The organism is Streptomyces luteolus (genome assembly GCF_029968015.1).
Taxonomy (GTDB): domain Bacteria; phylum Actinomycetota; class Actinomycetes; order Streptomycetales; family Streptomycetaceae; genus Streptomyces; species Streptomyces luteolus.
The window spans coordinates 1-26,198 of record NZ_JASCIS010000041.1 but is presented as its reverse complement, the minus strand read 5'-3'; the positions used below and the strand labels follow the sequence as shown (position 1 = coordinate 26,198).

Annotated in this window: 15 protein-coding genes and 3 tRNA genes; 7 read left to right on the top strand and 11 right to left on the bottom strand. The window is 67.1% G+C overall.

All coding sequences use genetic code 11. From position 1 onward, the window contains the following. Positions 1-9: 9 nt before the first annotated feature. The 3 genes from QIT00_RS29915 to QIT00_RS29905 all read right to left on the bottom strand — a co-directional run bounded on the left by QIT00_RS29915 (position 10) and on the right by QIT00_RS29905 (position 2,801). A complete protein-coding gene (locus tag QIT00_RS29915) occupies positions 10-735 on the bottom strand; it encodes a potassium channel family protein (RefSeq protein WP_282538564.1) in 726 nt (241 codons plus the stop codon). Further along, entirely contained in the window at positions 728-2,098 is a 1,371-nt protein-coding gene (locus QIT00_RS29910) for a TrkH family potassium uptake protein (RefSeq protein WP_282538563.1), read from the bottom strand. The genes QIT00_RS29915 and QIT00_RS29910 overlap by 8 nt, the downstream gene beginning before the upstream one ends. 82 nt (positions 2,099-2,180) lie before the next feature. Next, the gene (locus tag QIT00_RS29905; RefSeq protein WP_282538562.1) at positions 2,181-2,801 is read right to left on the bottom strand and encodes a DUF6653 family protein; all 621 of its coding nucleotides are present in this window, start codon (positions 2,799-2,801) and stop codon (positions 2,181-2,183) included. 135 nt (positions 2,802-2,936) lie between these two features. On the opposite strand from QIT00_RS29905, the gene QIT00_RS29900 reads away from it, so the two are divergent. Next, positions 2,937-3,434, top strand: coding sequence for a GbsR/MarR family transcriptional regulator (locus QIT00_RS29900; protein ID WP_282538561.1), 498 nt, complete (start codon positions 2,937-2,939; stop codon positions 3,432-3,434). A gap of 93 nt (positions 3,435-3,527) precedes the next feature. Here the strand turns inward: QIT00_RS29900 and QIT00_RS29895 are convergent, their stop codons facing one another. Continuing rightward, on the bottom strand, positions 3,528-3,734 hold the full coding sequence (locus tag QIT00_RS29895; protein WP_282538560.1) for a hypothetical protein: 207 nt from the start codon (positions 3,732-3,734) through the stop codon (positions 3,528-3,530). A gap of 217 nt (positions 3,735-3,951) precedes the next feature. Here QIT00_RS29895 and QIT00_RS29890 point away from each other — a divergent pair, with 217 nt between their 5' ends. Further along, entirely contained in the window at positions 3,952-4,440 is a 489-nt protein-coding gene (locus QIT00_RS29890; RefSeq protein WP_282538559.1) for a hypothetical protein, read from the top strand. Between the two features lie 896 nt (positions 4,441-5,336). Here QIT00_RS29890 and QIT00_RS29885 read toward each other — a convergent pair. The 4 genes from QIT00_RS29885 to QIT00_RS29870 all read right to left on the bottom strand — a co-directional run bounded on the left by QIT00_RS29885 (position 5,337) and on the right by QIT00_RS29870 (position 18,077). Then, positions 5,337-5,780 carry an Imm10 family immunity protein gene (locus QIT00_RS29885; RefSeq protein WP_282538558.1) on the bottom strand — a complete coding sequence of 148 codons (444 nt, stop codon included), beginning with the start codon at positions 5,778-5,780 and terminating at the stop codon, positions 5,337-5,339. Next, the gene (locus tag QIT00_RS29880) at positions 5,753-12,688 is read right to left on the bottom strand and encodes a polymorphic toxin-type HINT domain-containing protein (RefSeq protein WP_282538557.1); all 6,936 of its coding nucleotides are present in this window, start codon (positions 12,686-12,688) and stop codon (positions 5,753-5,755) included. Before QIT00_RS29880 ends, QIT00_RS29885 begins: the two co-directional genes overlap by 28 nt. A 131-nt stretch (positions 12,689-12,819) precedes the next feature. Continuing rightward, the gene (locus QIT00_RS29875; protein WP_282538556.1) at positions 12,820-16,434 is read right to left on the bottom strand and encodes a LamG-like jellyroll fold domain-containing protein; all 3,615 of its coding nucleotides are present in this window, start codon (positions 16,432-16,434) and stop codon (positions 12,820-12,822) included. A 68-nt stretch (positions 16,435-16,502) separates the two neighbouring features. Next, complete coding sequence (locus QIT00_RS29870; protein ID WP_282538555.1) at positions 16,503-18,077, bottom strand: FG-GAP and VCBS repeat-containing protein; 1,575 nt, start codon at positions 18,075-18,077, stop codon at positions 16,503-16,505. A 410-nt stretch (positions 18,078-18,487) separates the two neighbouring features. Between QIT00_RS29870 and QIT00_RS29865 the strand changes: the two genes are divergently transcribed. Both QIT00_RS29865 and QIT00_RS29860 read left to right on the top strand, forming a co-directional pair. Beyond that, positions 18,488-19,381: an alpha/beta fold hydrolase gene (locus tag QIT00_RS29865; RefSeq protein ID WP_282538554.1), complete on the top strand. Its 894-nt coding sequence runs from the start codon at positions 18,488-18,490 to the stop codon at positions 19,379-19,381. A 139-nt stretch (positions 19,382-19,520) separates the two neighbouring features. Continuing rightward, a complete protein-coding gene (locus QIT00_RS29860; RefSeq protein WP_282538553.1) occupies positions 19,521-21,290 on the top strand; it encodes a stealth family protein in 1,770 nt (589 codons plus the stop codon). 637 nt (positions 21,291-21,927) lie between these two features. Here QIT00_RS29860 and QIT00_RS29855 read toward each other — a convergent pair. The 3 genes from QIT00_RS29855 to QIT00_RS29845 form a co-directional block, all read right to left on the bottom strand. Beyond that, positions 21,928-22,001, bottom strand: a tRNA-Ile gene (locus QIT00_RS29855). Between the two features lie 166 nt (positions 22,002-22,167). Beyond that, positions 22,168-22,240, bottom strand: a tRNA-Asn gene (locus tag QIT00_RS29850). 5 nt (positions 22,241-22,245) lie between these two features. After that, a tRNA-Asn gene (locus QIT00_RS29845) sits at positions 22,246-22,318 on the bottom strand. Between the two features lie 155 nt (positions 22,319-22,473). On the opposite strand from QIT00_RS29845, the gene QIT00_RS29840 reads away from it, so the two are divergent. From QIT00_RS29840 to QIT00_RS29830, 3 genes are all read left to right on the top strand, one after another. Further along, on the top strand, positions 22,474-22,773 hold the full coding sequence (locus QIT00_RS29840; RefSeq protein ID WP_282538552.1) for a YtxH domain-containing protein: 300 nt from the start codon (positions 22,474-22,476) through the stop codon (positions 22,771-22,773). A gap of 143 nt (positions 22,774-22,916) precedes the next feature. Then, a complete protein-coding gene (locus tag QIT00_RS29835; RefSeq protein WP_282538551.1) occupies positions 22,917-24,374 on the top strand; it encodes an FGGY family carbohydrate kinase in 1,458 nt (485 codons plus the stop codon). Between the two features lie 104 nt (positions 24,375-24,478). Beyond that, on the top strand, positions 24,479-26,198 hold a 1,720-nt coding region (locus QIT00_RS29830; protein WP_282538550.1), incomplete at its 3' end, for an ABC transporter ATP-binding protein.

Genomic DNA, 26,198 nt, shown 5'->3' with positions numbered 1-26,198 from the left:
GGCTCGTGCTCAGCCGAGGTCGGCGAACGCCTCCACGGCGTGGGTCTTCCCGGTGACGATGATGACGTCACCCTTCTCTACGACGGTCTCGGCGGTGGCGTACGTGAAGTCCTCGCCGGGGCGTTTGATGCCGACGACGGTGACGCCGTACTTGCTGCGGACCTCGCTGCGGCCCAGCGGGACGCCGGTGGCGAGTTCGGGGGCGACGGTCTTGACGAGGGCGAAGTCGTCGTCGAACTCGATGAAGTCCAGCATCCGGCCCGTGACCAGGTGGGCTACGCGCTCGCCCATCTCGTACTCGGGCAGGACGACATGGTGCGCACCGAGGCGTTCGAGGATCTGGCCGTGCTGGCGACTGATCGCCTTGGCCCAGATGTTGGGGACCTCCGCCTCCAGGAGGTTGGACGTGACCAGGATCGATGCCTCGATGTCGGTGCCGATCCCGACGACCGCGCTGGTGAACTCGTGGACCCCGAGCTGGCGCAGCACCTCGGGGTCGGTGCAGTCGGCGACCGCGGCGTGGGCGAGGTTGTCGCTGTACTTCTGCACGAGCCGGTCGTCGGTGTCGATGCCGAGGACGTCCCAGCCGCGTTGGGTGAGCTCGTTGGCCAGCGAGCTGCCGAAGCGTCCGAGGCCGATGACGGCGACGCGCTGGTCGGCCGGGGCCTTGGCCGCGTACTGGTGAGCGAGGCGCTTGCGGCGGCGTCGGCGCAGGTTGTGGAGGTAGTTAGCCAATGACGGGTCGCTCCTCGGGCAGGTGGTAGCGGCGCGTGCGCTCCCGCAGGGCGAGCGCCGAGACCAGGGTGATCGGGCCGAGCCGGCCGACGAACATGAGCAGAGTCAGGATCAGTTGCCCGGTGGCGGGCAGGTCGGCGGTGATTCCGGTCGAGAGTCCTACGGTGGCGAAGGCGGAGACGACTTCGAAGAGGACCTGTTCGAAGGGGTATCGGGTGATGCTGAGCAGGGCGAGGGTCGCCGCCATGACCAGTCCCACCCCGAGCAGCGCCACGGTGAGCGCCTGGCGCAGGACGTGCGGGGCCAGTTTGCGGCCCATGACCGAGGCATCGGGTTCTCCGCGTACCTCGGCGGCGATGGCCGCGGCCAGGACGGCGAAGGTGGTGACCTTGATGCCACCGGCGGTGCCCGCGCTGCCGCCACCGATGAACATGAGGATGCAGCTCACCAGAAGCGTCGACGCCTGCATGGCCCCGATGTCCAGGCTGTTGAAGCCGGCGGTGCGGGTCATCGCGGAGTGGAAGAAGCCGTTGAGGAGCTTGCTGGGCCAGTCGAAGGCGCCGAGCGTGCCCTTGTTGGTCCACTCCATCAGGCACGTGAGCAGGGTGCCGATCAGAAGCAGGGCGCCCGTGGTGAGCAGGGTGAGCTTGGTGTGCAGGGTCCAGTTGCGGCGTCCCGTCCTCGTACGCCGGTTGCGGTGGCGCAGGACTTCCAGCAGTACGGGGAAGCCGAGGCCGCCGAGGATCACTGCTGCGGAGATCGGCAGGGTGACCCACGGGTCTTGCGCGTAGCGGGTGAGGCTGTCGGCGTGCAGGCCGAACCCGGCGTTGTTGAAGGCCGACACGGCGTGGAAGAACCCGAGGTAGGTGGCGTCCCCGATGGACTCGCCGTACCCGAACCGGAAGCGCAGCGCGAGGAGCGCGCCCACCGTGAGCTCCACGATCATCGTGGAGCCGGCGACGCCGAGCAGCACCCGTCGTACGTCTCCGATGCCGAAGCTCTTCGTCTCGGCCTGCGCCGTCAGCTGCATACGCAGGCGCAGCTTGCCGGAGACCAGCAGGGCGAGGAGCGACGCCATGGTCATGATGCCGAAGCCGCCGACCTGGATGAGCGCCAGGATCACGCCCTCACCGAACCCGCTCCAGTGCGTGCCGGTGTCCACGACGGCCAGACCCGTCACGCACACCGCCGACGTGGCGGTGAACAGGGAGGCGACAAGCCCGGTGGCGTCCCCGCTCTCGGCGGCGACCGGCAGGGCGAGCAGCACGGCACCGATGACGGTCACGAGCGCGAAGGCCATGACGACGGTGCGGGCCGGGTGAGTCGTGAACAGCGAGTGCCACACCCGCGTCGCGCGCGCCATCACATCACCGCCCCTTCATGGAGGTTCGACGCCAAGGGACCGTCAACGAAACGCCAACGTTCCGTGAGGATCATGACGGCCGTCACCCTATCCAGGTGGGGGCCGCGGAGGGTGCTTCCTGTTGAGGGCCGTGGAAGGGTTCGAGGAGCTGCTTCACGCTGCGGTGTCCGGTGTCCGGCGTCCGGCGTCCGGCGTCCGGCGTCCGGCGTCCGGTGTCCGGTGTCCGGCCGTCCCGTGCCTGGTCACCCACGTACTGGAACAGCAGGCCGTAGCGGTCGATCCGCCACAGCTGGGCGAGCACCACCATGACCGTCCCCAGGACGAGCGGCCAGATGTCGAGGGCGACAAGGCCCCAGCCGATCAACGCGAAGCCGAACAAGCCTGTCGCGATCAGCCAGTTGAGGATCGTCCTGTGCTCGGCCGGAACCTGGCCGTCGACGTGGAGCTGCTCGCCGTAGATGCCTCTCGCGGCCCAGCTCGTGGGACCCACGGGACCGAACAGGCGCACGTTGAGCCAGAGCCAGACCGCGACCGCGACGACGCCGGGCATGCACCACCAGCCGAGCCACTCCCGGCTCCACACGGCAAGCTCGAAGGCCGGGATGGCGGCGAATCGGGTCCAGACGCTCCAGGGGTTGGCGTGCCGCCTCCAGGAGTCTTCGGACATCCCGTGCAGGTCGGCTGCTGTCTTGATCTGGACCATGAGCTGTTCCTCACTACTGGGGATGTCAACGCCCTCCGGCCGCGAGGGCCGGTCACGTTCAGGACTCAACCGTACAGAAGTTTCAGAGATCTGTGAATACTCTGAATGATGAGGAGGCTCGGCTAGGGTGTCGGCATGGGCGACGACAAGCGGCTACGGGACGCGGCGGAGAAGCTGGCGCTGATCCTCGCGCAGGGCGGAATGCAGAAGACCACGGCGCGGGTGATGACCTGCCTGCTGTTCAGCCAGCAGGAGACGCTGACCGCCGCCGACTTGTGCACCGAGCTTCAGATCAGCTCCGGAGCGGTGTCCGGCGCGGTCAAGCAGCTCGCACCGAGCGGCCTGCTGGAACGCGTCCCGGCACCGGGCAGCCGCAGGGACCACTACCGCTTCCCGGATGGCGCCTGGGCAACGCTCATGTCGCAGCAGAACCAGCTCTTGGCGACCATGGGAGAGGTCGCAGACCAGGGCCTCGCGGCGGCGGGCGACCCGTCCACCCCCGCCGGGCAGCGGATGGCGGAGATGAGGGACTTCTACTCCTTCATGCTGCGCGAACTGCCCCCGCTGATCGAACGGTGGCGCACGGACTTCACGGCGAAGCAGGCCAACCAGGAGACACATCAAGCCGATTGAGCGGTCAGGACCAGGTCGGTGCTGCGGTGCGGGCACCGAACTCGACGGCAGCGTTGCCATCGAGCAGTGTGTCGAAGAAGGCGGCGTGCCGAGTCATGCTGTGGAGCGGGCCGCGTCGAACGCCGCCCCGGCGCGCTCCAACTCGGCGGGCAGGAACATGAATGGCACGCCGGCGAAATCCAGGTTCGCCTCACCCAGGGACACGCCGCCGACCTTCTCAAGCAGGTCAAGGGCCTTGTCGTCCAGGCCCGTGCACTGCCGCCACTCCACCGGCTCCAGCTCGTCGTAGAGCTCCACCACCGGTAGTCCCGACCTATGTCGTTTCAACACCAGCAAGGTCGATGCTGTCGAAGGTTGAGCGACACAATCCACGCGCTCGACGTTCGCTGTCACAGGGCACAAGTGATCAGTCGCAGGGAGGGTTGAGCGTTCTCACTGAAGCCTGAGCAAATAGCGGCATGGGTAGTGGCCGATTCGCGCTCTGCCCTTCGCGTTCTGCCGATGATGGGCTGGGCCTGTGTCGGGGATTATCGCGGCCGCCATCGCCGTCATCGGAACGCTGCTGGGTGCTGTCTTCGCGCACCGCTACCAGCAGAAGATCGCAGCCCGGTCTGCGGCTCATGCTGACCGCGAGCGAAGCTACCAGCGGCTGCTCGACGCGTGTACCAGCTTCATTGGCCTGGCGGAGGACTATCGGCGCGCGCAGTACGACCGGTGGACCAGCCAGCACGCGGCTCCCGACTCCGAAGCGATCGTCACAGCCCGGGCCGAGTCGTACCGGCTGTACGTCGAGGTCCGAAGCAGCGTCTTCCGGCTCCGCCTTGTTGCCATTGGCCCGGAGGCGCAGCAGCTTGCCGAGCAGGCTGCTGCGATACAGGTGAAGACTCGGGAGATCTTCTTCGCTGCCGACAAGGCGGACATGCTCGCCCGAGGCGAGGCAGCGGAGCATGCCTGTGAAGCCTTCGCGGTCGCCGCCAGAGAGGTGCTGGCCGAGGGAGACCGATAAGCAGCGGCACAGTCGCTCGACGTTCGACGAGAACCGCTCAAAGTTCGGCGCGACGGAACAACAGCCATACGCAGAGGAAGCCGAGCCTCGCGCAACACCCCACACGTCTACCGAAGTAGCCAACAGAGTCGGCTCCGTTGGGTAAGAGTTCCGCCTGCGGGCAGCCGAAAACAAGTTTGCGCAGGTCAGAAGGGTTTCCGACCTGCGCGCGGTGGGGCGGGTGGGACTCGAACCTAAATGGGTGAGGCTTCTCACCTGCGGTTTTACCGGAGAAGCGGACATCTCTATCCGATTCGATCCGGCTGAGTCCGCCTCGATCCGGCTGAATCTGGGGTGGTGAGGCAAATTGCCACACCGAACCTCGGGCCCATATCGGTAATAGCAGTCGGCTCGGGGCCGCGGTACTTCAACTCGGAACCTGCACGACACCCCTGCAGAAGGGACCTTCGACGGGCGCGAGTGCCACTCCACCCGGCGCATACGCAGAGTAGTCGACCTACAGCAAGCGAGGACGCGATGTCGCGAAGAACACCTGACCCATGAGGTCATCCCCATACGCCTCAACCGCGCAGGACTTCGCCGCATCCGGTTTCACGACCTACGACACTCGACCGCCACCCTACCGCTGGAACAGGGCGTCAACCTCGTCGTGATCAAGGAACTTCGACACCCCCGGCAACGCACTCAGCCCCGCCGACAACGACCCCGACGACCACCTGCGACAGCCGTCGTCCGCTGACGTTGCCGTCACTGTTGCCGTCAAACGACCCAAGGGTCCCCTCCGCGCAGAAGCGCAGAGGGGACCCTCACACGTACAGGGCTACCGAATCCTCCTTGCGGAAATTGTTTTGCGAATCCCCGGCAAGAAGCACGGTCTACGCACCGGCGGCTGGATCCTAGACCTCCAGCCCAACCAAACTCGGCCGCTTCTCGGGAGAGCCCCAGTCCAAAATCTCACGAAGCTTCCGAGGCAAATTTCCCTCGTCAGCCTGCGCTTCACTTAGATGCACTTCAACGGGCGTCGAGATCTCAAGGATCTCTGCATCCTCAGCGGAGAATTCCATCGTGAGGACCAGGCCGGAAAGTCGCACGCTCCGAAGGCAGCCGTATACGGTGAAGCCTCGCCCAGTAGAGACGTTATAGGAATCCATTCCGGATTGGATTTCCTGTTCGTCCGGTTCGTACGTGGATCGCTGAATTGAGAACGATCTCGGGACGCCGGACTCGTCCACCCCAGCAAACCCCACCTCAAGGGCCTCTTCGTCCTCGTAATCCTCGAAGAACCCAACCTCTGTGGCGGTCAACCTCATTGTTAGCGCCTCCTCCTTCCAGCTGTCCATGACCCGCCCCCCTTAGGGCCAGACCATTCGTACGTGACCGACACTCCCAACTCGTTAACCATACGGTTCATCGCGCCCTTGCACCGAGAGCAGGGAGGGAGTTGGCCTTGCATCCTAACCGCATCGCCTGCACTCAATGGGAGCTCGCCAGCGAATGGGTCATTCGGGAGTGAAACCTTCGGCCCTGTAGATGCGCCAGCCATGCGCGAAAATCGGTGCTCCGTATGCGTGAACGCCGCATTATTGGGATACCCGAGTGCCGCCTCTTCAGGCGTCATATCGCCGCTTTCCAGCGAGATATCGCTCGTGCTTCCATCTGACGAGGTCACAGAGATATCGCACATGTGCCCGTTGCCACCAGTGTTATGAACCAGGACCGGCGTAGCCCCCGCCAGCACATAGTACGTGTGCTCGCCGGCAACGGTGAGGTTGTGAACCCTGGCTCGCTGGACTGTCCAGCGCTTTACCGTCGTGATCTGAACTCGCGTGCCCGCGCTCGTGGTGAGCCATTCGCCCGACTTCAGGTCAGTCGCGTCGACCCATTCACTGAGCTCTGGAACCCAGAAGGGGTGCCCGTCGGTGGCGGTAACGGATGCAGTCTTGTCGCCCTTCTCTCCGTCGACGTCGACGGTGACCTTGACCAGGTGCTTGACGCCGTTGCCCTTGATCTCAGCAGTGACGGTTCGTACCTCGGGTTTGCCTGTCTTCGGGTCGGTGGCGAGAACCTCGTCGCCGATGTCGACGTCCTCGATGGCCTTGGTTGTCCCGTCGGCCATGAGGACTCGGGTGTCCGGGGTGAAGCTGTTGGCAACAGCGCAAACCGCGCCCGCGGCCTCCTTGTTCTGCCTCCAGTCCTTGAAGGCCGCCCAGAGTTCTTCGCCCAGGCGCAGGATTCGTTTGCCCAGGGCGTAGGCCTTGTCGACGCGGTACCAGTACTTGGCGATCAGCTTGGCGACGGGGCCACCGCCGATCAGGGTGGTGACGATGTTTCCGACGGTCGCTCCGCAGGCGCCCAGCGATCCCGTGGTGAAGCAGTCCAGCGCATCCGTGATGCCGAGCTCGTCGGCGATGATTCCGCCGAGTTCCTTGGCAATGGCGATCGCTCGCTGCTTGGCTGCTGCTGCACGCTCGCGCGCGGCCTCTGCCCTGGCGTTGGCCTGGCGTTGCTTGAAGGACGCCGTCGATTCCTTCGGAGCCTGGATCCCGTAGTACGTGTAGTACGTCTTCGTGGGCTTGACGTCCCAGCCACCGTTGCCGGTCGGGCTGCACTGGATACCGACGTGGATGCAGTCGTCGGGCTTCAGGCCGTCCGGGTCGGAGAAGGTGACGGGGTTGTTGTTGCTGTAGGTGTAGCCGTTGATCTGTTGTGGGTCGGTGTAGTCGATGATCGGGTCGGCGGAGATGAAGCGGCCGGCTGTTGTGTCGTACTCGCGGGCGCCGAGCGTGATCAGACCCGAGGTCTCGTCGTTCGTGCCGCCGACGAAGCCCTTGTCGTCGACCCACTTCGACGGGTCGCTGGAGTCTCCGTCACGGCCCGTGCCGAACGGGTCGAGGCGGCGGCGCTGGGTCGCTCCGGTGTCCGGGTCGATCGCGAGCTGGGCCGTGCCCTGGTGGTCGCCGGCCAGGAAGGTGACGCCCTTGGCGTCGCGCACCGCCACGGTCTGCGCGCCCAGCGAGTAGTAGCGCTTGGCGGTGACGGCTTTGGTCGACTGGTCGAGCCGCACTTCCATGCCGGGCAGGTAGAACGTCGTCTCCGTCGGCGACTTGCGCAGCAGTCGGCTGCCACTCGCGTCGTAGACGTAGGACGACTCGCTGCCGTCGGCGTTGGTGACCTTGGTCAGGTCGTTGTTCTTGTCCCAGGTGAGGGTCTGAGTGTCTCCGTTCAGGACGCGGGTCTCGGTGTTGCCGGTCTCGTCGTAGGTGTAGGTGTTCTGCGACTTGACCGCGGGTGTCGTGTCCGTGGCGGTGGTGTCGGTGACCAGGGTGGTCAACTGGTGCGGGCCTTCGCCGTTCTCGCCGTACGTGTAGGTCTTGGTCGAGGTGGCGCCGCCGTTGATGCCGTGGTTGACCTCCGTCTTCCGGTTGCCGGTGGCGTCGAAGGTGTAGGAGTTCCAGTAGGGGGCGGTGCCTCCGACGGTGGTCGACGAGGGGTCGGCCTGGCAGGCCGCGTCCGTGCCACCGGTGCCGGATGCTCCGTCCGGGGTCTGCGAGGACGTCCAGTCCTCAGTCATCCGGCGCAGGCTGTCGTAGCGGAAGCACTGCACATCGCGTGAGCCACCAGTGGGGTTGTCGACGATGGAGGTGACGTTGCCGCCGTCGTCGTACGTGTAGTCGGCGTCGTAGGCGACCGAGGAAGCGCCTTCGACGTCGACGCGACCGTTGAGGAGGCGCTGGGTGCCCTGCTCGTAGTCGTAGGTCAGCCACGTCTTCTTGGTACCGGCGTCACCCGTGGAGAGTTCCAGCTGTTCGAGCTGGTTGGTGGGCGAGTACGTGGTGGCGGAGACGTAACTGCGGCCGCCGAGTGAGGTGTTGAGCGAGCGGGGGCGCTGGAGCTCGTCGTACTGGTAGGAGATCGCTTCGGCCGAAAGACCGCCCGCTGCGGGGAAGTTCTGGCCCTGTACGGTGCCGTCGTCGTTGTACTGGGTGTTGAACTCGTACGTGCCGCCCAGTTCCGGCTCTGCGGTCTTGGACAGGGTGTACTTCGTCGACGTCGGCTTGTAGTCGTTCTTATCGTCAAGGACCGGGTAGGTCACCGACGAGTAGACCGCGCCGTTCTTGTATGTGTACGAGCCGTAGAGCTCTCCCTTGGCGATCGTGTCGTAGGTCGACACGGACAGTTTTGTGCCGGTGTCGGCCGCTCCCTGCCATGTGGACTTCATACGGCTGAGCTGGTCGTAGACCGTTGTCATGGTGTTGCCGCGGGCGTCGGTGACCGACGTCTGGCGGTCCAGGTCGTCGTAGCCGAAGTGCGACGTTCCGGTGTCCGGGTCGACAGCCGTCTTCTTGCGACCGCGCTGGTCGTACTCGTACGTCCAGGTGTTGCCCTCGTTGTCCACGACCTTGTTGAGCTTGCCGTCAGACGTGTAGCCGTACTTGGTCGACACATAGTCCGCCGTCGTGCCTGTGGGCAGCGGGGCGTTGCCCTTGTACTGGCGCAGCTCGACCGTGCGGTCCTGCACGTTCGTGAGCGTGGTGGTCGGGGTCTGGCCGTCGGGCGGGTTCACATGGACGCGGTCGCCGCCGTAGGAGTAGGTGGTGCGGTTCTTCTCCTGGCCCGCGACCTTGAGGACCGTCGCGGTGGTGCGGCCGGCTCCGTCGTAATCGGTGACTGTCTGCCCGTCGATGTCTGCGTTCAGCGGCGCGAACAGAGTCGAGCTTGGTGCCCCGGCCGTCCAGTAGGTGTCGTTCGTCTTGATGGTGCGGCCGGAGCCGTCGTAGTAGGTGTCCGCGATGAGACGGCCGCCGTCCTGGCCCTCGGTCTGCACCTGACGGGGACGGAGCAGGCCGTCGTACAGCTGGTACTCGCTGCTGTAGGTTGTCCCGCCGTTCTCGATGCGTTCGGTGCGGACGTAGTTGGGTCCGGTGGTGCGGATGCCGTACGTGTACTTGAGCGAGGCGGAGAAGTTCGACGCCTTGGGGCGGTCGGGGAGCCAGACCGAGGTCAGGCGGCCCAGGCCGTCGTAGGCCATGTCGGTGCGCTTGCCGTTGGCGTCGACCTGCGCGGTCGTCGCGCCCCATTCGGGGGCGTACTCCGTCTTGTTGGTCCAGCCCAGCGCGTTCGTCTCGGTCTTGGCGGTTGCCAGGCCGTAGGTGTCGGTGTAGTCGATCGTCTTCGCGGTGCCGAGGGCGTCCTTGACGGACAGGGGACGGCCGTACTGGTCGTACGTCGTCGAGGAGACCGTCTGGTAGGTGGCGAGGGAGCCGCTGTGCGAGGACAGGCGCTTGACCTTGGTCGCGTTGCCGAGGGTGGGGGCCGCGCCGACCATGGTCGTGTCGTCGTAGAGGGTCACGTCATCGGACAGGACCTGCTTGGTGCGGTCGGGGGTGGTGGCGCAGTCGACGCTGACGACCTCCACCCGGGAGACGAACGCGTACATGTGCTTGTCCGCGTTGTCCGCGTACTCGGTGCGGGTGCACTCGTTGTCGGCGACGTTCACCTCGCCCCAGTCGTTGATCTGGACGGGCCGGCCCGTTGTGTCGTCGTACGTCGTCAGGGCACCGGATTCACGCCACCCACCTGAGGCGAGCGCCTCGTAGTTGTCGGTGCGGTCCGTGGCCACGAACCGGGCGCGGCGGGTGCCCCAGTCTTCGGTCTGCGTGGCGGTGACCCTGGTCCAGGGCCTGTTGGTGGCCTTGGAGACGACCTTGTCACCGTCGTACGTCGTGGTCTCCAGCTCGAGGCCGGACTTCCAGTCGTCGTCGGTGTAGGTGGTGCCGGTCGAGGTCGTGACCGAGGAGGACTTGGTGCCGCCGTCGGGGTCGGCGTCTCCGTCCAGGCCCTGGAAGAAGACGTGTTCGGTCTTGGTGTTGGAGGCGTTGTTGGTGCCGTCGGAGGTCTCGACGCGGACCTTGCCGTAGCCGCGCCAGTCGCTCCAGGTCAGGTACTCGGACTTGGTGAAGCCGTTGGCCTTCGTCTTTCGCCAGCCGGCGTCACCGAGGTAGGTATACGAGGTGACCTGGTCGGGGCTGTTGCCCACCAGGTCTGCCTCCACGACGGAGGAGACGACGTACTTGTGGAACCAGTCAGTGATCGGGTCCTTGACGCCCGGCGGGTTCCATTTGACCGGGTAGCAGCGCACGGTGGACTTGCCGGGGGTGGGCAGTGTGGAGGAGGTGCACTGGGTGTCCGCGTAGTTGACGGACAGGACGCTGCCGGACTCGCTCTCGACGGCCGACATGCGGAAGCGGATGAACGGCTGGATGTTGTCGCCGGCCACATCGACGCGGTTGGCGAGCTGTTGTCCGTAGAGCTTGACCGAGGGCACGGTCGCGTCAGTGCCGACCTTGCCGGTGTGGTCGATGGAGTTGAGCCACAGGGACTTGGAGCCGTCACCGTTGTCGGTGAAGACGTGGCCCAGGGTCCAGGCGTCGACGTCCTCGTAGGTGGCGTCGCCGGTGCGGATCTGGGTGGTGATCTTGTCGAGCTGCTTACGGGTCCAGAATGTGGGTGAGTTCTGTCCCGGGCACTTGGTGTCGACCTTGCAGTTGCTGTCCCAGGGCACGTCGGGCCAGTCGGCCGCTGTGGCGTCGGTCAGCGCGGAGGCCGAGCAGTCCGTCAGGTCGCCGATGCAGCGCTCAGCCGTGGTGAAGGTGATGCGGGCAGCCGGCTTGGTGTCGTAGACCTTGCCCGCGCGCTGACCGTAGTCGACACGCTTGAGGTAGCCGCCGCGGATGTACGGCTTACCGTTCTCGTCGGTCTTCAGACCCTGGGTGTAGTAGTTCGTCTCCTTGCCGTAGAAGTACGACATGGCATTGCCGTGAACGTCGACGACATGGTCGAGGTTCCAGCGCCATCCCTGGGTGCAGTAGGCGTTGGCGAGGGCCGCGTCGTAGCAGGGCTCGCCCGAGTCGTCGCCGTAGACGGGGACGGTCCAGGTGGAGTCGGTCTCCTCGTTGCCGGCCGTGTAGCCCGGGAGCTGGTTCAGACCGAAGTAGTACTGGGTGCCGTCCTTGGAGGTGACCTTCCAGTACTCGCCGTTGTTGTCGCCGTTGGAGGTGCCGGTGAGCTTTTCGACCTTGGAGAAGTCGTCGGAGCTGACGCGCCACTCGCCGGTGGTGTCGTCCTTGATCAGTTCACCGGAGGTGCCTCCGCCGAGCGCGATGGTGGCGTTGTCACTGCCCCAGCACTGGTCGCCGTTCGTGTCGTCGTGCCCGTCGTCGGCGCACGGCTTGTAACGCCGCTCGATGAAGCCAGGCTCGTAGCCGAAGCCCTGGCCGATCCAGGAGCCCTGGTTGTTGGTGGTCGCGGTCTGTCCGTCGATGGACTGGGAGCTGTAGCCGAGGGAGACCTGGGGTCCCAGGCCGCCCGGCGCAGGCGGCGCGGTGATCGGGTAGGACCAGTTGAAGGCGCCCGAGGCGTTGGACACGCTCCACTCGGACGAGGCCTTCAGCGGGGTGGCGGAGAAGCTGCCCTGGTCACCGGAGCTGCCGGCGGTCGCGGCGAACACCGTCATCGACGAGGTCTCGTCGGCTGCGGGCTCGGCGGTGCCGAGCTGGGTGCTGTGGCCGGAGGTGTCGGCGGCCGCGGTCACCTTGGCCGTCAGCGTCTGCTTGGCGGTGTCGTTGCTGCTGGCCAGCGGCTTGGGCGTGGAGCAGGCCTTCTTGTGCGGAGTGGTCAGCACGCAGGCCGGGTACTGGACGAGGCGCAGCCGGGATCCGTAACTTCCGCCATAGGCGTCCGCGAAGTCCTTGTAGTCCAGTGCGACTTCGACGGGCGCGGATGTGGCACGGCCGTCACTGCGGGATACCGTCATCAGCGGCCCGTCGACGCCGGCCGCCTTGGCCTTCTTGCGGTCCAGCACGGCGATGTGGACCGAGCCCGGGCTCTTGGCCCCGGTGGCGGCCACCGTGACCGGAAGGCCCGTGGCCTTCGCGGCTTTGGTCTTCTTGCCCGCAGCAGGTGCGAGGGTGATGTCGTCCGATGCCGCCTTGGGCCATGCAGCGTCTTCGGCGGACTTGACCGCTGCCTTGGCGGCCTGGTCGGTCTTGCCGTACGTGCGGGCCTTGAGGTTCTTGCCGTCGACCGGATCGTCGAGGTTCTTCTGGGTCGCTGGTCTGGTCAGACCGCCGTCCTTGGCCACTGCCTGTGGGGCGTACTGCGGCAGCAGGCCGACGGCCAGGGCGATACCGACTCCGAGCGCTGTGCTCCGAGCCGGTATTCGCCACCGTGACCGGTAGGGCGAATGCATGACAACTCCGTCGGGAGAATGGGTTGTTGTTCTGTGGGTGGGGTGGAATCGGGTACGACGAAGAAGGGCGAGCGCCCCGCGGTCGGGCCATGTGGCCCGTGGCGCGGGGTGCTCGCCCGTGCTTCACACCGTCAGGTGACGGTTTCTTCGATGCTGGAACCCGCCGGCAGCACGGCCACGGTGGGGACGATGGACGCGTCCAGCGCTCCGCGGTACATGCGCAGTTCGTCGACGGCTCCGTCGAAGTAGGCAGAGCCGGTGGATCCGGTCAGGGTTCGTCCGACCTGGAGCGAGGCGGTGGTGAAGTCCCACGCGTTGTCCCAGGGGGCTTGTGCGGCGAGTACGCCGTTGACATAGAGGAGGGCGTCACCGAAGACCGCGGAGTAGACCAGAGCGATGTGGTCTCCGTCGCCCTCGCTGCTGGGCAGCACACCGGTAGCGGTGGCCGTGCCGATGGTGGCAGTGGTGGCGTCCTTGTCCGTGGACACCAGTTGCCAGCGGTCTGCGGAGGCCAGGTACTTCACGGTCAGAGCACTGCCGTTCGCACCAGCGAGGGACAGGACAGTCTGGTCCTTCATGGATCCGGCGGCGGCCAGACGAGCGCGCGCCGTGACCGTGAAGCTGTCCTCCTTGGCCAGGAGGCCGGCGGCGCGGGTTGCGTATGCGTCCGTGCCGTTGAGGAGCAGATGGCCGTCGCCCCACAGGGGTTCGGCGGGCGCCACGCACTCCGGGTCGAGGGCGGGGTCGCATGAGTCGTCCGGCAGGTAGACCGATGCGGCGCCACCGAGCGTCAGCGCGGCCCCGCCCGCTTCTTCCGGTGCGGCCTGGCTGGCCGCGGAGTCGACCTGCCAGTAGGCGAGCTGGGTGGCGGAGATCCCTCCCAGCACCTGGCCTTCGGCCTCCGGGACGACCCGGTCGTAGACCTTGACGTCGGCGATGCTGCCCTTGAAGTTGCTGGTGTAGCCGTCCAGGGACAGCTTGCGGCCGATCTGCAGGCTGCCGGTCGCGTTCCACTTCGTGCGGCGCTTCTGGACGTCCTCCTCGATCAGGTCACCGTTGACGAAGAGGCTCAGGGCACCCGTTTCATCGTCGTAAACGCCGATCAGGTGGGTCCAGCTTCCAGGGACGGCGGTCGCTCCGGACACCTTCCAAGTGCCCATGGTCTCCATGTCGTTCATCGGGGTGCGGAACGTCCAGGACTGGGTGTCCACGTCGTACCCGAGATCAAAACCGGGGGCAGCGGTGCCGTCCTGGCTGACGATCGTGACGTCGTCGGTGGGACGCTCGGGCAGGTTCACCCAGGCGCTCACCGAGAAGGTGCCGCTCGTGTCGACCGCGGGCTTGCCCGAGTCCAGGTAGGCGTTGTCCGTGCCGTCGAGCGTCGCCGCCGTGTCCGTCGGGCCGAGCGGGCCTTCGTTGCCGAACGTGACTCCGGAACCGGGAGTGGCGGCGGGTGCGCCGCTCATGCCCGCGGCCGTGGCGGATCCCTTGGCGTCGCCGAGGGTCCAACCGGCGGCAGGGGCACGACCATCGCTGACCAGGAACACGTGTGACGTGGGTGTCTTCTGTGCGTTGCCCGCGTTGTCAACGGCCTTGGCCTCGACGTACATCGGCCCCTCGTCCGGCGGCATCCACCGAACGGTGGCGGGGCCGCCTGCGGACGCGGCGTTCACGCTCATCCACGATCCGCCCTTGAAGCGGTACTTGTACGAGGCGACGTCTTTCGAGGGCGAGTCGAAAGTGAAGACGCCGTAGTCGCCGACGCCGGCGTGCCAGACGTCGTCGTCCGGGTACTGGGTCGAGGTGACGACCGGGGCCTTGGGTGCTGTGGAGTCGTAGATGAACTCGCAGCGCGTGGCGTCTCCGCCAGTGCTCCACGGCCCCCAGGACTGGCCGTCGAAGCCACGCACGGCCCAGCCGATGGTGACGTTCTGCGGCACGGTGAAGCCCGCCTCGCCGTCACCGGAAATATCTGTTCCGGCGACGTAGGAGAACTTGGCGACGCCGGTCTGTCCGCTCTTCGAGCCGTCGACCGTGCTCTGTGCTGCCGTGGTGGCGTAGTGGTCGACGGTGGCGGTGCCGGAGGTCCAGAAGACGTGGAACTGGGCTTGCAGCTTCTCAGAGTTGCTGCCCGTATCTCCGTGGTCCAAGTCCTTGATCGACGCAATGAGCTTGGGGGCCTCGGCGACGTAGTGCTCGTCGGCGTGGCCGTACTCGCACGAGCCTCCCGGCGTCATCTTCAGGTCGTCTGTGTCCGGCTGCAGCGGCGGCCGGTTGTAGGTGACCTCAAGGTGTGCGTTTCCGCAGAACCGCTTCCAGTACGAGTAGTCCCCCTCCTCGCCGGCCTTGACACGGAACGTGGTGGTGTCCCAGCCGCTGTCCGCGGCCTTCTGCACCGCGCTCTTCACGTTGAAGCGCACATTCTGGTTCGTGGACGTGCACGACCCGGCAGGGTTGGTCGGCGACTGCGAGGTGATGGCGTCCTTCAGGGACGGCTGGTTGCTCCAGTTCGTACCCGAGTTGATCGCGCTGGCTCCCGAGGAGTTGACGCGTCCCAGCTGCACCTCGCGGGCCGAAGTGCTGTAGGTGTGCACCATCGTCACCGCGAACTCGGCTGCGACGATGTCCTTGCCCTCGAATGTGCCCGTCGGCAGGGCGAAGAACTGCCGCTTGACGTCGCTGGTGCTGGTGCAGCGGTAGGAGACGTCGGCCGGGCAGCGCCCCACACCCTCGTCGTCGCTGAACTTCCAGAATTCGGACGTGGAGTAGTACGAGGACACCATGGTCCAGCCGGTGCGGTTCGCCGTCTTGTAGACCGGGTCGATGTACACCGGGTAGACCGTGTCTTTGCCCGTGAGCAGGTCGGTGTCCGGGGCGAGTGTGACGGTGTCGGCGGTCGCGTCGATGTCTACGTCTGCGACCTGTGCTCCGTCCGGTGGAGTGACGGCGTCGACCGCCCCCTCGACGTCGTCGCCGGTCGACGGGCTCGCAGAGGGGGACGGGCTTGCCGAGGGCGACGAAACTGCCGTTGTGTGGCTGGAGTCCCACATCATGGGCTGCGGGGCTTGGAAGACGGTGCCTCCGCCGCCCGACGCGGTGGCCTCGAGGCCACCGTCGGCCGCGTTCTTCAGCTTGACGGCGTCGGTGTCGACGGGCAGCTCCAGCCGGGCCAGGTCCGGATTCGCAGCGGCCTTGGCGTTCTTGACCACGAGGACATGGGAGAACCCTTCGGCGCTTGCGGTGATCTTGAGGTCGACGCCATTCATGACGTTGGCGTAGGTGGCCGTGGAGCCGTCGACTTTCGGCTTGGGGAGCTTGTCCTGCCAGTCGAGGGAGAGCGAGCGCCCGTCCTTCTCGATCTCGGCGAACGCCGTGTCGCCACCGCCCGAGAACGCCATGGCGGACACCGCCGCCTTGGGCGCGTAGGTGCCGTTGGCCTGCTTGACGAGCCTGGTGTCGATGTCCGTCCACTTGCCGTTCTTCCGGGTGCGGATCGGCTGGACGTACTCAGTGGTGGTGAAGGTGCCGTCCGGGTTCGCGGTCGTTGTGCTGCGCTCGTCGCGGAGGGCCAGGACTTCGACCTTCTTGCCGGATTTGGCGGCCTTGGCCTGCGCGTCCTCGGTGCCAGCGGCGAACAGCGGCCCAGTATCCGCGGCGGCAGCGGGCTGCGCCTCGCCCGTCAGGTTGGGCAGGATGCCGAGACCGGAAGCCAGGAACGCGGTCAGGGCCGTCGTGAGCACCGCCACCCGTCGTGTCGATCGGGCACCGGGTCTGAGACGGTTCACTCTCGTGTTCTCTCGGTTCATGGCGCCGGTCACCCGACCACGCCGAAGGAGGTGCCGACGTCGGGGATACCGCCCGCGCCCGGCTGGAACGTCGTGGTGCCCGTGCTGGTGGTGCCGTCGATGTCCGTCCACGGGACGACGTAGAGCACGCCCTTGGCTGTGGCGGACTCCTTGCTGTACGGCACGCCGACGTACAAGTTGACGCTGCCGGAGGTCAGGCTGATCCCGGTGTAGTCGCGGGCTGTCGCTGTCCCCGGAAGCACGCTTCCGTCGGCCGCCCGGTTGATGACCTTGTCGCCGGTGCCGATGGCCGGGCCCAGCGGTCGGAAGGACTGGAGTACTCCCGCGTCCTTGGCAGTACCGACATCACGGCCGGGGATGCCCACGACGAGGCGGATGGTGGCGTCGCCGCTAACCACGGTTGTGTCCGTGTTGGCGAGGGCAACTCGCTGGCCCATGGAGTCGCCGGCGGTCGGGTCTCCTTCGACGTCGGTGGTTCCGGCGTCGACGGATGTGATCTCGGTGACCGTTCCTGAGGGCTGGACGCGCACCAGTGCCACGCTTCCGGCTGCCGGCGTCGCGCCGATCGCCTCACCGGGCACCCCGATGGCCAGAAGTGCGTCGGAGTTGTAGGTCTGGTCGCTGGGGCGGTAGTTCGTCATGTCGATCGACGTGCCGAACTGGTCGTTCGCCTCGGCCACACCGGTCAGGCCCTCGCCCGAAGCCCCCTGGTCGATACCGGCAAGCCCGGTGGGCACTCCGGCGGTGAGGGTGTGGCTGAACACAGCTACGGCGCCCGCGAAGACTGCGTCGTCACCGATGGTCTCGCCGGGAGCTCCGACCGCGAAGTAGCGGTTCGTGCCCGTCAGTGAGTACCCGAACCGGTCGTGTGCCTCCACCACGCCCGGTACACCAGGGTCGTCTTCGTTGACCGTGTACTTCGTCGTGCCCTGCATGTAGTGGATGCAGCCGGCATCGGCGTAGTCCGTGCCTCCGCTGCTGACGTTCTCGCCGGGCGCGCCGATCACCAAGTAGGGGGCGGAGGCCGAGGTGGTGCCCGCGTGGAATGCGAAGCCGAACCGGTCGTACTCCTCAGTCGTCGTGCTCGTGTCGAACTGGTGCTGGGTGTAGCTCTCCATCGGCGATCCAGCACCGATTCCGGTGGGGGTGCCGTGAATGACCCAGATGCCGCCTGCATCGATGAGGTTCTTGCCGTCCTGCGGCACATCCTCGTAGGGAGCTCCGACCACCAGGTCGGTGCAGCCGTCGCCGTCCGCGTCGTAGGCCGCGCGCGCGTATCCGAACTGGTCTCCGCGCTCCGGTGTGGCGTTCATGCCACTCGTCGCCTGCGAGATCTCGAATACGCCCTTGCCGCCACCGAGCACGACGCGGACCAGTCCGGCGCGAGCTGCCCCACCCACGGTCGCGCCAGGGTCAGCGACGAGGGTGTCGGTGACTCCATCGCCGTTGAAATCGGTCGACGTTCCCCCCGTGCAGCCCGCGGCGGCCGCCGCGGGCTGCCCCGAAGGCAGCACCCCGCCGGACACTCCCGTGATCGCGCCGACTGCGACGGCAAATCCGACCATGCCCATGCGTTTACGCATGAGACACCCACCCCGCCCCTCTATATGCCGTTTTCGCTCCCGGCACCCTCGAAGCGCGGCAACGCATTCAGCGGATTTACCGCAGGGGCCGGAATATCAAGCGGGGTAAAGATAGAAATCAAGGTAGCCACCATGTCAAGCTCATGGCCCATTTATGCCAAATCACCTACCCCAATCACCACAAGCGATTGAATTACCCCCTTCCGCTAAAATTACGGGCAAGTCGTGCATATTCACCCCTTCACACTTGACGCGCAGTCACCCTTAGTCCATAGTCCGTTCACATTGAAGTCGCAGGTCGTTCAGATTCCACGTAGGCCGATGCACCCTCCGAAGGCTGCCAGGCGGGTGCAAACTGGCAAACCAGGCATAAAGGCCTGCGCTCTATGTGGAGAGCGAGAGAGATTTCCGTGAGACGCCTGTGGGTGTGCTTCACCGTGTGCGCGGCCCTGGTCATGGGACTGACCACCCTCAACACGGGAACCAGCTCGGCGGTCGACCGCAGCGAGGCCACCTACGCGTACGGCTCGCACACACGCCAGAAGCTCGACGCATACTGGAACGCGTCCGCCTCCGCGCAGCCAGGAATAGTAATTCTCCACGGCGGTTACTGGTACGAGGATTCAGGCTGGGCCACCTGGTCCCGCTATTTCGCGGACCAGGGATATGCGGTGTTCTCCGTCGATTATCGGCTGAATTTCGACGCGGCCTGGCCCGCGCCCCGGACGGACGCCATCTCCGCGATCGACTGGATCAGGGACAACGCTGCGAAGTTCGACCTCGCCCCTGAGCGCCTCGTCGTCCTGGGCTCCTCCGCAGGTGGCCAGATCGCGACAGCGCTCGCGACCTACGGCGCGGGTGCCGAACGGATCAAGGGGGTCGTCGGCCTCTCCCCCGTCGCATCGCCCTACCGGTCCTGGAACGACGGCAACCACGACACCAGCACCGCCAAGGAACGCAAGGTCCGCGACAACGCCGCCATCCTGGCCCGCTGCTTCCCCGACCCCGCCGACACGGACACCTCGGTCCACGCCAGCTGCTGGGGCACGTGGAAGGACATGGTCGTCAAGAACCGCGCCTCCGGCGCCAACGACGCCCCCATGTACCTCATCCACTCCGAGGGCGACTTCATCCCGGTACAGCACTCCCTCGATCTCGAGAGGGCCGAGGAGACCGACGACGACATGCCGACGAGCGGCGTCACGGTCGAAACGGTCGCGGGCAGCAGCGCCCATGGTGGAGCGCTCCTCGACGCGCCAGGCATGCCCGACAAGGTTCTGCAGTGGATCGAGAGCCACGTCTGAACCTCGCCTGACCGGCGGTCAGGCTCCTCGCCTTCCGTGCCGTGACCGCATCGGCGGCCACACCTCCACAATCCCCCTCCGTCGGCGATCCGCTCTGGGTGCGCCGCTTCACCCCCTGTGACAGAAAGGCCGATCCGGCATGCCGTCTCGCCTCACGACGATCGGTGAACGTTTCCTGCCCGCGCGTATCCGGCAGGAGCGTGTCGAAGAGCGCCTGGCCTCGCAGCAGAAGGCCGAAGCAGAAGCGGCGCACGTACTGCGGGCCGAGAAGATCGCAGCGCGGCGCGCCGCGCTGCTCGCCCAGGATCCCGACCTGCGCGAGATATCGGGCCCGGAGCAGTCCTACTTCGGGCGCCGTGTCCACACGATCGTGGACACCGACGCCCGCTCCCGCAATTTCGCCCTGGTGACGGACGCCCTGGAGCATGCGGGCCTCGACTACTTCCTCGTCCCAGGCCGCTCGCCCAAGCGCCATGTCGTCGGCGTCCGTTTCGCCGACCGCAAGGCGTTCCTCGCCGCGCTGCGCGATCTCTACGCCGACACCGCTCTGTACGCACTCAAGCCGAGCAGCGACCGCTGGCCGGCCGACGTGGCCCTGTACGCGGACGGCGCCCTCCCCACCGCACTCAAGCGCCAGGACACCATCCGTTTCGGCGAGATCCTGCTCGGCCCCGACGACCAGGTGCTCGCCGACCTCACCCAGGGCTGCGACGTCGAGTTCTGGCGCGACGGCGAAGACCTGGTCGCCGCAGCCACCGAACCCAAGACCGCTGAACGCCTCGCCGCCCTGCGTGTGCAGGCCCCCCACGACGTGCTGGCCGGCGCCCTCGTCGCGCCCCGCCCCAACGCGGTCGCCGACGTCCTGCCCGCCGACGCCCTCGTGCCCGCGACACGTTCGATAGCCGGCCGCTCCCACCCCACTTGGGACGCCTTCCGGCAGCAGCGCATCGACGCCACCGACTTCCCCATCGACGTCGTCTACACCTGGGTCGACGGCGACGACCCCAAACTCGCCGCCGTACGCGAGGCCCACCGCCCCACACCCGGCAAGGCCTCGCGCATCAACACCCGCGAGACGGGCACGTCCCGCTACACCAGCCGCGACGAACTCAAGTACTCACTGCGCTCCCTGCAGATGTACGCCCCGTTCATCCGCAACGTCTTCATCGTCACCGACGGCCAGACCCCCGGCTGGCTGAACACCGCCGCTGCCGGCGTCCAGGTCGTGGACCACAAGGACATCTTCAGCGACCCCACCGCCCTCCCGGTGTTCAACTCCCACGCCATCGGAACCCAGCTCCACCACATCGACGGCCTGTCCGAGCGCTACCTCTACTTCAACGACGACGTCTTCCTCGGCCGCCCCATCACCCCCGGCCACTTCTTCCACAGCAACGGCATAGCCAAGCTCCCCTTCTCCCCCGCCCAGCTCGGCCTCGGCGCCCCGCACCCGGACGAACCGGCCCCCAACTCCGCCGGAAAAAACGTCCGCACGCTGATCCAGGACACCCACGGGCGCTTCACTGTCAACAAGTTCATGCACACGCCGCACCCACAGATCCAGTCCGTGATGCGCGACCTGGAGAAGCTCTTCCCCGAGGACCTGGACCGCACCAGCCGCTCCAAGTTCCGGGCCGTCACCGACATCGCCACCGCCGCGTCCCTGCACCACCACCACGCCTACCTCACCGGCCGAGCCGTCGCCGGCACGTACAAGCTCCGCTACGTCGACGTGGCCCTCCCTGACGCGCAGGAGAAGATGACCGCCCTGGCACGCGATCGGGCCTTCGACTTCTTCTGCCTCAACGACGTGAACACACCGGCGGACCACCAGGACCGCATCGCCGAGGAGGTCCACTCGTTCCTCGAGGCCTACTTCCCGCTCCCGAGCCGCTGGGAAGTCGGCTGACAAAGTCACGCAGGACCGGCCGCTCCGAGGCCGGAACCGCGCTGCTCGGCCACAGCGGCACCCCAAGCCCGTCCTCGGGGTTCGGTGTTGTGGAGCGGTTGGCGGACTGTCGGGCAGTAAAGCTTTTACAACCGGTACAGGTGACGCTCTCAGCGCTGTCATCGTGGCGGACCGGATCGCGCTCACCCCTGCTCTCTTCCCGCACTCCCTGAAAGCCGCTACGCAGAGCGGCGAGGAGCGGATTCCGGTTGGTCGGTGAGGCTTGGCACTGCCTGGGTCATGGCGCCTCGAGCTCCCGAAGCAGACGGCCAGCAAGCTGTCGCCGCTCGCTGCAAGTGCCGGAGGGCACCCAGCCCCGCCCCGTGCAAGCGTCCGCGGTTCAGGTGCCCCACGAGGCAGAGACGCCAGGCTCACTGACGATCGATGGACTACTGCACCGGGAGCCGGGACCACGGCGGCCGTGGGACCGTCAACCACCGATCCCACCCACACGTCGCGAAAAACCCCAGGTCACAAGGGGTTCGAAGGCTCATCCGGGCAGCACAGACACGCGTTTGCCTCACCAGCCGGAGGTAATTGCCTCACGCAAAAACACCCGTCCAACCACGTTTTCGCAGGTCAGGACGGGTGCACGCGGTGGGGCGGGTGGGACTCGAACCCACGGCCGACGGATTATGAGTCCGCTGCTCTAACCGGCTGAGCTACCGCCCCTCAAGCGGCGTGTCGCGTACACATGTACGCGCCGTCTGCCGCAGCATAGCCGCTCATACGATCTCCTGCGTCCGATGGTCGGCTCTGCACGACCATGAGGACTGCGCTGGTGGGCGCATGGTTCCACCGGGCATGAAAAAGGACCCCCGAGGGGGTCCTTTCGTTGCTCTCCCGACTGGACTCGAACCAGTAACCTGCCGGTTAACAGCCGGCTGCTCTGCCAATTGAGCTACAGGAGACCGAGCTCCCCCGACTGGACTCGAACCAGTAACCTGCCGGTTAACAGCCGGCTGCTCTGCCAATTGAGCTACAGGGGATTGTCCCGCTGCAACGACGTCACCTGCCTGGGGATGCCCGGGCGGCGCGCGTTCGCTGCGACACATACATTAGCGCAAGCAGGGGGGTGCTCCGCCAATCGGTATCGGGCAGGCGCCCTGCACTGGACGTCAGGCGTAAGGGAAGGGTGGCAGCCATGCGGTACAAGCTCACGTTCGTCGCCGGACTGGCCCTGGGCTACGTGATCGGCACGCGGGCCGGACGCGAGCGTTACGAACAGTTGAAGAAGTCGGCCCGCCAGGTCGCACAGAACCCCGCCGTGCGCAACACGGTGGAGTCCGCCGCCCAGAGCGGCCGCGAGTTCGCGGGCAAGGCCTTCGCCACGGTGAGCGACAAGGTCGGTGACCGCGTCCCGGACTCGGTGGCCTGCCGGGTGCGGTCGCTGCGCGAGAAGAGCCAGGGCGACGAGGACGACTGGGGTACCAGCAACACCTGAGGGGCGGAGCTCCGCCTGAAGGACCGAACCCCAGGAACCGAACCCCAGAAGTGGCATAACGCACACGTGCCCCGGCCCCGCCGGGAGGGCCCGAACCCTCCGGCGGGGCCGGGGCGTGTGGTCGTAGGGCAAAATCATCTGGCATGGGGATAGTCGCCGGATTGGACAGCTCTTCCGAGTCCACACGCATCGTCGTCTGCGACACCGACACCGGTGCCGTGATCAGGCAGGGGTACGCCCCTCATCCGCTGGAGGGCAGGCCGTCGGACGTCGATCCGCAGGCCTGGCTGCTGTCGCTGGGTGAGGCCGCCGCGGGCGGGCTTCTCGAAGGCGTGCAGGCCATCGGCGTCTCGGCGCAGCAGAACGCGGTCGTCCCGCTGGACGCGCAGGGCGGCACCGTACGGCCCGCGATGGTCGGCGGGGACAAGCGGGCGCAGGTCGCCGCGGTCGATCTGATCGACGCGCTCGGCGGTCGGCAGGCCTGGGCCGAGGCCGTGGGCGTGGTCCCGCAGGCGCCGCAGCCCGTGACGAAGCTGCGCTGGCTGGCGCGGACCGAGCCGGAGGCGGCGCAGCGCACCGCCTCGGTGCTGCAGGCGCACGACTGGCTGGTGTGGCAGCTGCTCGGCCGGCCGGCCCGGCGCACCGCGGACCGCGGCGGCGCCTCCGGTACGGGCTACTGGTCCGCGGCGGACGCCTCGTACCGTCCTGATCTTGTGGAGCTGGCGCTCGGGCAGCAGACGGCGCTGCCGGAGGTGCTCGGTCCGTCCGAGGCCGCGGGGACGACGCCGGAGGGGCTGCTGATCTCGGCCGGTACGGGCGAGACGATGGCCGCCGCGTTCGGGCTCGGCATCGGCGTCGGGGACGCCGTGGTGTCGCTCGGGGCGTCCGGGTCCGTGATGGCCGTGCACCACGAGGCGCTCGCCGACCCGCACGGGATGATCACCTCGCTCGCCGACGCGACCGGGATGCATCTGCCGGTGGTGCACACGTCCAATGCCGTACGGGCGCTGCGCGGGACGGCGGAACTGCTCGGCACGGACCTGGAGGGGCTCTCGCGGCTGGCCATGGAGTCCACTCCTGGTGCGCACGGCCTGGTGCTGCTGCCCTATCTGGAGGGTGAGCGCACGCCTCAACTCCCGCACACCGCCGGTACGTTGAGCGGTCTGCGGCGGGAGTCCATGAAGCCGGAGCACCTGGCGCGGGCCGCGTTCGAGGGGATGCTGTGCTCGCTGGCCGACGCGCTCGACGTGCTGCGGGGGCGCGGGGTGGAGGTGCGGCGGGTGTTCCTGCTCGGGCCGGCCGCCGAGCTGCCCGCGGTGCAGGCGGCGGCGCCGATGCTGCTTGGGGCGCAGGTTGTCGTGCCGCAGGCGGCGGACTACGCGGCGCTCGGTGCGGCGCGGCAGGCGGCGTGGGCGCTCGGGGTGTCGCAGGGCACGCTCGGTCCGCAGCAGCCGCCGGTGTGGCAGGGGCCGTCCGCGCAGGTCTGCGAGCCGGGCGAGGAGCTTCCGGTCGGGAAGGCCGTGCGGCAGCAGTACGTGGCGGTGCGGGAGCAGACGCATCCCGGGGCGTTCGAGGGCTGGCCGACCGGGTCGGTTCAATGAGCTGAGCCCCTGCCCGGTTAATGAGTTGAGCCCCGGCCCGGGGAGTGTCGGAGGATGGAGCGACCCTTTGAAACGCTTTCTCCGGCTACTGCGATGGGTATCGCGTGCTCATACGACTCCTGCGGAGCCATCTCGCTCCGTACAAGAACTCCATAGTCTTTCTGGTGCTGCTGCAGTTTCTGCAGACCTGCGCCACTCTCTATCTGCCCACCCTCAACGCCGACATCATCGACCGCGGTGTCGTGCGGGGGGACACGGGCTACATCCTCACCTTCGGTGCCCTGATGATCGGGGTCACCGTGGTGCAGGTGCTGTGCAACATCGGTGCCGTGTACTACGGCGCGCGTACGGCGGCGGCGCTCGGGCGGGACGTGCGCGGCGCGATCTTCGACCGGGTGCAGTCGTTCTCGGCGCGTGAGGTCGGGCAGTTCGGGGCGCCGTCCCTGATCACCCGCACCACCAACGACGTCCAGCAGGTGCAGATGCTGGTCCTGATGGCGTTCACGCTGATGGTGTCGGCGCCGATCATGTGCGTCGGCGGCATCGTGATGGCGCTCAGTCTGGACGTGCCGCTGTCGTCGGTGCTCATCGCCGTCGTGCCGGTGCTCGGCATCGCGGTCAGCCTGATCGTGAAGAAGCTGCGGCCCCTGTTCCGCACCATGCAGGAGCGGCTCGACACGGTGAACCGGGTGCTGCGCGAGCAGATCACCGGCAACCGTGTGATCCGGGCGTTCGTGCGGGACGCGTACGAGAAGGAGCGGTTCAAGGGGGCCAACACCGAGCTGACCGAGGTGTCGCTCGGGACGGGGCGGCTGCTCGCCCTGATGTTCCCGATCGTGATGACCGTGGTGAACGTGTCGTCGATCGCGGTGGTCTGGTTCGGGGCGCAGCGGATCGACAGCGGCGGCATGGAGATCGGCGCGCTGACCGCGTTCCTCGCCTATCTGATGCAGATCGTCATGTCCGTGATGATGGCCACCTTCATGTTCATGATGGTGCCGCGCGCGGAGGTCTGCGCCGAGCGCATCGAGGAGGTCCTCGACACCTCGTCGAGCGTCGTGCCGCCCACCGATCCCGTACGGGAGCTGAAGCGCCACGGTCACCTGGAGGTGCGGGCCGCCGGCTTCGCCTACCCGGGGGCCGAGGAGCCGGTGCTCAAGGCGATCGACCTGGTGGCGCGGCCCGGGGAGACCACGGCCGTGATCGGGTCGACGGGCAGCGGCAAGTCGACGCTGCTCGGACTCGTACCGCGGCTGTTCGACGCCACCGAGGGCGAGGTCCTCGTGGACGGTGTGGACGTACGCACCCTCGATCCGGCGCTGCTGGCCCGCACCGTGGGGCTCGTACCGCAGAAGCCTTATCTGTTCTCCGGGACCGTCGCGACGAATCTGCGGTACGGGAATCCGGACGCCACCGACGAGGAGTTGTGGCACGCGCTTGAGGTGGCGCAGGCGGCGGAGTTCGTGCGGAAGCTGGAGAACGGGCTCGACTCCCCCATCTCCCAGGGCGGCACCAACGTGTCCGGTGGGCAGCGGCAGCGGCTCGCGATCGCGCGGACGCTCGTACGGCGGCCGGAGATCTATCTCTTCGACGACTCGTTCTCGGCGCTCGACTACGCGACCGACGCGGCGCTGCGTTCCGCGCTCGGGCACGAGACCGCCGAGGCGACCGTGGTGATCGTCGCCCAGCGGGTGTCGACCATCCGGGACGCCGACCGGATCGTGGTCCTCGACGAGGGCCGGGTCGTCGGCACCGGGCGCCATCACGAGCTGATGGCCGACAACGAGACCTACCGGGAGATCGTGCTCTCCCAGCTCACGGAAG

What these genes read in the sequence shown, in the direction of transcription:
- QIT00_RS29880 (WP_282538557.1), bottom strand. Translation starts at nt 12,688, where the DNA reads ATGCATTCGCCCTACCGGTCACGGTGGCGAATACCGGCTCGGAGCACA.
- QIT00_RS29835 (WP_282538551.1), top strand. Translation starts at nt 22,917, where the DNA reads ATGGGGATAGTCGCCGGATTGGACAGCTCTTCCGAGTCCACACGCATC.
- QIT00_RS29905 (WP_282538562.1), bottom strand. Translation starts at nt 2,801, where the DNA reads ATGGTCCAGATCAAGACAGCAGCCGACCTGCACGGGATGTCCGAAGAC.
- QIT00_RS29870 (WP_282538555.1), bottom strand. Translation starts at nt 18,077, where the DNA reads ATGCGTAAACGCATGGGCATGGTCGGATTTGCCGTCGCAGTCGGCGCG.
- QIT00_RS29885 (WP_282538558.1), bottom strand. Translation starts at nt 5,780, where the DNA reads ATGGACAGCTGGAAGGAGGAGGCGCTAACAATGAGGTTGACCGCCACA.
- QIT00_RS29910 (WP_282538563.1), bottom strand. Translation starts at nt 2,098, where the DNA reads ATGGCGCGCGCGACGCGGGTGTGGCACTCGCTGTTCACGACTCACCCG.
- QIT00_RS29900 (WP_282538561.1), top strand. Translation starts at nt 2,937, where the DNA reads ATGGGCGACGACAAGCGGCTACGGGACGCGGCGGAGAAGCTGGCGCTG.
- QIT00_RS29840 (WP_282538552.1), top strand. Translation starts at nt 22,474, where the DNA reads ATGCGGTACAAGCTCACGTTCGTCGCCGGACTGGCCCTGGGCTACGTG.
- QIT00_RS29860 (WP_282538553.1), top strand. Translation starts at nt 19,521, where the DNA reads ATGCCGTCTCGCCTCACGACGATCGGTGAACGTTTCCTGCCCGCGCGT.